The 6332-nt window shown below is 73.8% G+C and carries 3 protein-coding genes and 1 pseudogene; 1 reads left to right on the top strand and 3 read right to left on the bottom strand.

Translation table 11 applies throughout. The annotated features are described in order from the left end of the window. The first annotated feature begins 187 nt into the window (after positions 1 to 187). On the top strand, positions 188 to 1132 hold the full coding sequence (locus BI06_RS41155) for a bifunctional riboflavin kinase/FAD synthetase (RefSeq protein WP_082559058.1): 945 nt from the start codon (positions 188 to 190) through the stop codon (positions 1130 to 1132). Between the two features lie 113 nt (positions 1133 to 1245). Here BI06_RS41155 and BI06_RS41160 read toward each other — a convergent pair. The 3 genes and pseudogenes from BI06_RS41160 to BI06_RS41170 form a co-directional block, all read right to left on the bottom strand. Then, a pseudogene (locus tag BI06_RS41160) lies at positions 1246 to 2388 on the bottom strand (MinD/ParA family protein); the annotation flags it as partial. Between the two features lie 774 nt (positions 2389 to 3162). Beyond that, positions 3163 to 4278, bottom strand: a complete 1116-nt coding sequence (ald, locus tag BI06_RS41165) for an alanine dehydrogenase (RefSeq protein ID WP_030396096.1) — start codon at positions 4276 to 4278, stop codon at positions 3163 to 3165. Between the two features lie 261 nt (positions 4279 to 4539). After that, on the bottom strand, positions 4540 to 6332 hold a 1793-nt coding region (locus tag BI06_RS41170; protein ID WP_051742904.1), incomplete at its 5' end, for a tetratricopeptide repeat protein.

Raw genomic sequence — 6332 nt, forward strand, 5'->3', positions numbered from 1 at the left:
AGGCCGAGCGGGCCGGCGGTACCGGGGCCGTCCGGCCGCCGGGCGGGGGAGCCCGGCACCCGGCGGTTCGGCCAACCTGCCTTCCGGTGCCGAACTCCGGACAGGCGCATGGCACGCTATAGGGGTTCGGGTTTTGAGCGTTTGAGCGTACAGAAGGTACGCGCCGTAGGGAACAAGGAGCGGTCAGGTGCAGCGCTGGCGTGGCCTGGAGGAGATCCCCGCTGACTGGGGACGCAGCGTCGTCACCATCGGCTCGTTCGACGGGGTGCACCGCGGACACCAGCTGATCATCAACCGGGTGGTCGAGCGCGCCCGCGAGCGGGGGGTGCGCTCGGTGGTGGTCACCTTCGACCCGCACCCCAGCGAGGTGGTCCGCCCGGGGACCCACCCGCCGCTGCTCGCCCCGCAGCCGCGCCGGGCGGAGCTGATCGAGGAGCTGGGCGTCGACGCCGTGCTGGTGCTGCCGTTCACCACCGAGTTCTCCAAGGAGTCGCCGGAGGAGTTCTTCCGGCAGGTGCTGGTGGACGCGCTGCACGCCTGCCTGGTGGTCGAGGGGCCGAACTTCCGCTTCGGCCACCGCGCGGCCGGGAACGTCGAGCTGCTGGCCGAGCTGGGCCGGGCGGCGGACTGCGGCGTCGAGGTGGTCGACCTCCAGGTGCGCGGCACCGTCGGGGACGGCGAGCCGTTCTCGTCGACCCTGACCCGCCGACTGGTGGCGTCCGGCGACGTGGCCGGGGCGGCGGAGGTGCTGGGCCGCCCGCACCGGGTGGAGGGCGAGGTGGTGCGGGGCGCGCAGCGCGGCCGTGAGATGGGCTACCCGACCGCCAACGTGGACACTGTGCCGCACAGCGCCGTCCCGGCCGACGGCGTGTACGCGGGCTGGCTGACGGCGGACGGCGAGCGGATGCCGGCCGCCATCTCGGTGGGCACCAACCCGACCTTCGACAACACCGCGCGCACCGTCGAGGCGTACGCCATCGACCGGGTGGGCCTGGACCTCTACGGGCTGCACGTGGCGGTGGAGTTCCTGGTGTACCTGCGCGGGATGGAGAAGTTCGACTCCATCGAGGCGCTGCTGGACCGGATGGCCGACGACGTGAAGCGGGCCCGGGAGCTGACCGAGGCCGGCTGACGGAGGCCGGCCGCCGCGCCGGAGAGCGTGCCGGAGCGCGCGAGGGCCCGCCGACCACGGAGGTCGGCGGGCCCTCGGCGTTCGTCGCTACTGCTGACGGCTACGGCCGGCCGCTACTGCGGCGGCGCGGGCGGCGGCGGGTAGCCGTAACCGGGCGGGGGCGGCTGGTGGCCCTCCTCCGGCTGGGGGTGGCCGTAGCCGCCGCCGGCCGGAGGGGCGGGCGGCTGCTGCCACTCGGGCGCCGGCGGCTGCGACGGGGCGCTCTGCTGCGGCGGGTAGCCGTAGCCCGGCGGGGGCGGCGGGACCTGCCCGGGCTGCGGCGCCCACGGCGTGCCGGGCGCGGGCTGCGGGGCGTGCGGCTGGCCGGGCTGCGGCGGCTGGGGGTACGGGTACGGCTGGCCGTACGGGGGCTGTCCCTGCGGTCCGGGCTGCGGCTGCGGGTAGCCCGGCGCCGGGGGCTGCGGCTGGGCGGGCTGCGGCTGGACCTGCTGCTGCCAGCCGTTCTGCTGGGCGGCCTGCTGGGCCCGGACGATGTCCTCGCCGACCAGGGTGGCCAGCTCGAAGTAGGACTCGCGGACCTTGGGCCGCATCATGTCCAGGTTGACCTCGGCGCCGGCCGCCAGGCTCTCGTCGAACGGCACCACGACCACGCCGCGGCAGCGGGTCTGGAAGTGCGCCACGATGTCCTCGACCTTGATCATCTTCGCGGTCTCGCGGACCCCGGAGACCACCGTGATCGACCGCTGCACCAGGTCGGCGTAGCCGTGCGCGGAGAGCCAGTCCAGGGTGGTGGAGGCCGAGGAGGCACCGTCCACGCTGGGCGTGGAGACGATGATCAGCTGATCGGCGAGGTCCAGCACCCCGCGCATCGCGCTGTACAGCAGACCCGTCCCGGAGTCGGTCAGGATGATCGGGTACTGGCGGCCCAGCACGTCGATGACCTGGCGGTAGTCCGAGTCGTTGAAGGTGGTCGACACGGCCGGGTCGACGTCGTTCGCCAGGATCTCCAGACCGGAGTGGAGGTCCTGGGAGGTGAACTGACGGATGTCCATGTAGCTGCGCAGGTGCGGGATGGCCGTCACCAGGTCGCGGATGGTCGCGCCGGTCTGCCGCTTCACCCGGCGGCCGAGCGTGCCGGCGTCCGGGTTGGCGTCGATCGCGATCACCTTGTCCTGGCGCTCGCTGGCCAGGGTGGCGCCCAGGGCGGTGGTCGACGTGGTCTTGCCGACGCCGCCCTTCTGGTTGCACATCGCGATGATCTGGGCGGGGCCGTGCTCGGCCACCGGCGCCGGGATCGGGAAGTACGGCTGCGGACGTCCGGTCGGGCCGATCCGCTCGCGGCGCTGTCGCGCGGCGTCGGGGGCGAGCGTGGCCGCGTACTCCGGGTCCGGCTCGTACTCGGCGTCGGGGTCGTCGTAGGCGCCGTAGGCGAACTCGCCGTAGGCCAGGCCGTGGGCCGGCAGTTCGGCGTCGTAGTCGGTCACCGTGGTCACCTGTGCTGTGTTCTGGCGTGCTTCGAAAGTACGGAGAGCGACCGAGCCGACCTCGGCCGAGCCCACGGAGGCCTGCCTGGCCCCGGACTCCCCACTCGGCTGGCCGGCGGTGTGCTCCGCCAGCCCTGGCTGACCACCCCCGGGAGCAAATGTCGACTCATTCACAAGTCGTCTTACCTCCTTGGGCATCCAGGACTCTATGTCGATTCGTCAGCGTGGCAGCATGCCGACGGTTTGCGACTCTAGGCCGTTCAAGGCGTTCGCAGCAACACAATCCACGGTAGTGGGCAGGATGTGTCGACTATCGGGCAACCCTCTGTCAAGGGATGCGAGGGCCCTTGACCCTAACGTTTCTGCGGTGGGGTGACACGACCCACAGAAATTGACGACAGAGCGACCCACCCGTTCCGCCCCCGAAGTCGCCACGGGGTTCACCCCTCGTTCACACCCTCCGCGGGGACTCAGCGTGACCCCGCGGACGGGCACGGCGAAGCCCCCGACCCGAGGACATCGGGTCGGGGGCGACACGAGGTCGTACTAGGCGAGCACGGACTCCAGGGAGACCGACTCCAGGCCGAACGCCTCGGCGACGGCGGCGAAGGTGATCTGGCCCTCGTGGACGTTCAGACCCTTGGCGAGCGCGGCGTCGCGGCGCAGCGCCTCCTTCCAGCCCCGGTTGGCCAGCTCGACGACGTACGGCAGCGTCGCGTTGGTCAGCGCGTAGGTGGAGGTGTTCGGGACGGCGCCCGGCATGTTGGCCACGCAGTAGAAGACCGAGTTGTGGACCTGGAAGGTCGGCTCGGCGTGCGTGGTGGCGTGCGAGTCCTCGAAGCAGCCGCCCTGGTCGATGGCGATGTCGACGAGCACGGAGCCCGGCTTCATGCGGGAGACCAGCTCGTTGGTGACGAGCTTCGGGGCCTTGGCGCCCGGGATCAGCACCGCGCCGATGACCAGGTCGGCCTCGATGACGGCCTTCTCCAGCTCGAAGGAGTTGGACATGATGGCCTTGATCTTCGTGCCGAAGATCTTGTCGGCCTCGCGCAGCTTGTTGATGTCGCGGTCCAGCAGGGTCACGTCGTAGCCCATGCCGATGGCGATGGTGGCCGCGTGCCAGCCGGAGACGCCGCCACCGATGACGACGGCCTTGGCCGGGTGGGTGCCGGGAACGCCGCCCGGGAGGGTGCCGCGGCCGCCGGCCGGGCGCATCAGGTGGTACGAGCCGACCTGCGGGGCCAGCCGGCCCGCGACCTCGGACATCGGGGCGAGCAGCGGCAGGGCGCCGTTGGCGGTCTGCACGGTCTCGTACGCGATGGCGGTGGTGCCGGAGGCGACCAGCGCGTCGGTGCCGGCGCGGTCGGCCGCCAGGTGGAGGTACGTGAAGACCGTCTGGCCCTTGCGCAGGCGGTGGTACTCCTGCGCGATGGGCTCCTTGACCTTCAGCAGCAGGTCGGCGGTGGCCCACACCTCGTCGGCGGTGGGGAGGATGGTGGCGCCGGCGGCCACGTACTCCTCGTTCGGGATCGAGGAGCCGACACCGGCGTTGTCCTCGATGTAGACCTCGTGTCCGTTGCGGACGAGCTCATGCACGCCGGCGGGCGTGATGGCCACGCGGTACTCGTGGTTCTTGACCTCGCGGGGGATGCCGACCTTCACGGCTAAACACGTCCTCTTGCCATGGGGGTCCCTACCGGAGAAGACCGGCGGGCGACGCGCACGGGGGGAAGCCTCCGGATGGCACCGGGGCACGGCTCGCTGCGCGACTGAGTACGAGTGTAATGAAGCCCAGGCGGCCTGTCAGCCTTCCAAAGTGAATAAATCTGCCGAGCTCATTGGCAGGTTCGTAGGCTTCCATCGCGATCTTCCTGTCAAAGCCGCGCTGACCGGGCATATTCGACAATACTCCCGAACCGGGACCTACCACCCGGTGGAGACCCGTTCCCGCAGCTCGGCGAGGGCAACGGCGACGGCCTCCCGGCCCCGTTCGTCGCCGATCCGGCGCAGGACCGAGAGCGATGCCCGGTACTCCCGCTCCGCCTCGTCGAACCGGCGCTGGGCCGCGTGCGCCTCGGCCACCCGGGCCAGCAGCCGGGCCTCGGCGGCCTGGTCCCCCATCGACTGCCGGACACCCAGCGCCCGGCCGTACCAATCGGCGGCGCGCACGGCATCGCCGAGCGCCCGGTGGCAGCCCGCCGCGCCCTCCAGCGCGCGGGCACAGAGCGCCTCGTCGTCGGCGGTCCTGGCGTGCTCCAGGGCCGCGCGGTAGTGCCCGGAGGCCTGTTCCCAGCGTCCGGCGGCGGCCTGGAGGTCGCCCAGGTTGAGCAGCGCGGCCGAGGCCCGGCGCGGCCGGCCGTGGCGCTCGGCCACCGTCAGCACCAGCTCGTGCAGCTGGTGCAGGTCGGCCGGGGCGGCGGCGCCGGTCAAGGGCAGCGACCGGAGCAGCGCGGTGACCAGCCGGCCCGCCGAACCGTCGAGATCGCCCTGGCCGATCGCGTCGGCGACCGCGCCGAGCAGCGGGTCCCGCTCGCCGAGCAGCCACTCCCGGGCGTGGGCGGCGGACTTCAGCCGCAGCGGGCCGGGCAGCGGATCGGGCCCGGCGCCCTCGGACGGGTCGAGCAGCGAGCGGGCCGACTCGGTGAGCCGGACCAGCCGCTCCAGCAGCCTGGCCCGGGCCAGCTCGATCTCGGCGGGCCGGTCCTCCCGCTCCCGCAGCCGGACCAGCCGGGGGTGGAGCCGGCCGGGGACGCGGTAGCGGGCGGTGCCGTCGGCGGCCGGCGGCTCCTCGGCCAGCAGCTCCCGCTCGGCGAGCGCGGCCAGGATCGTCGCGGCCTCCGGGGCCGGACAGCCGACCAGCGCGGAGGCGGTGCGCGGGTCCGCGGACTGGGCGGGGGCCAGGGTGAGCGCGCGCAGCATCCGGGCCTGCGCGGCGGTCAGACCGGCGTAGGCCAGGGTGAAGGCGCCGACCAGCGGGTCGTTGTCGGGCACCGGGACGGGTTCCGCGGGTTCCGGCCCGGGCCGGACCCAGGCGGCCGGGTCGCGCGGTGGCTCCGCCGGCGGGGCCACCGCGGCGGCCGGCTCCGAAGCGGTCACGACCGCCCCGCGCTTCCCCTTGCCCTTCCCGGCCGGCGGGTCCGCAGGCTCCGCCGACTCCTTCGCGCCCTCCGGGTCCTTCGCCGGGGCCCGGTCCGGCTCCGCCTTCCCGGCCTCGGCGACGGCCCGCAGCAGCTCCTTGGCCGCCTCCGTCACCGCCAGCTCCGGCTTGCCGCGCAGTCGCCCGGCCATCAGCCGCAGCGCCGCCGGCTGGGAGCCGCAGGCCTCCGCCAGGTCCGCCGCGCCTACCGGGTCGCAGCCGATCCTGGTGCCGCCGACCAGGTCGCCGAGCAGCTCGGCCGCGGCCGTCCGGTCGAGCCCGCCGAGGATGACGGGGTCGATGTCCTCGATCCCGGTGAGCGGCCCGGCCGTGGTGGCGAGCACCAGGCAGCCGGGCTCGTCCGCGAGCAGCGGCCACAGCTGCCCGGCGTCCCGGACGTCGTCCAGCACCAGCAGCACCCGCCGCCCGGCCAGCGCGGCGCGCAGCGCGACGCACGCCGGGTCGTCCCGGCCGTCCCCGGCGCCGCCGGGCAGCGGGACGTCGGCGGTGTCCGCGCCGAGCTGCTCCAGCAGCCGACGGGCGGCCCTGGCGGGCGGCACCCGGCCGCCGTCGGGGGCGG

The sequence above is a fragment of the Kitasatospora sp. MBT66 genome (genome assembly GCF_000710405.2).
GTDB lineage: Bacteria > Actinomycetota > Actinomycetes > Streptomycetales > Streptomycetaceae > Kitasatospora > Kitasatospora purpeofusca.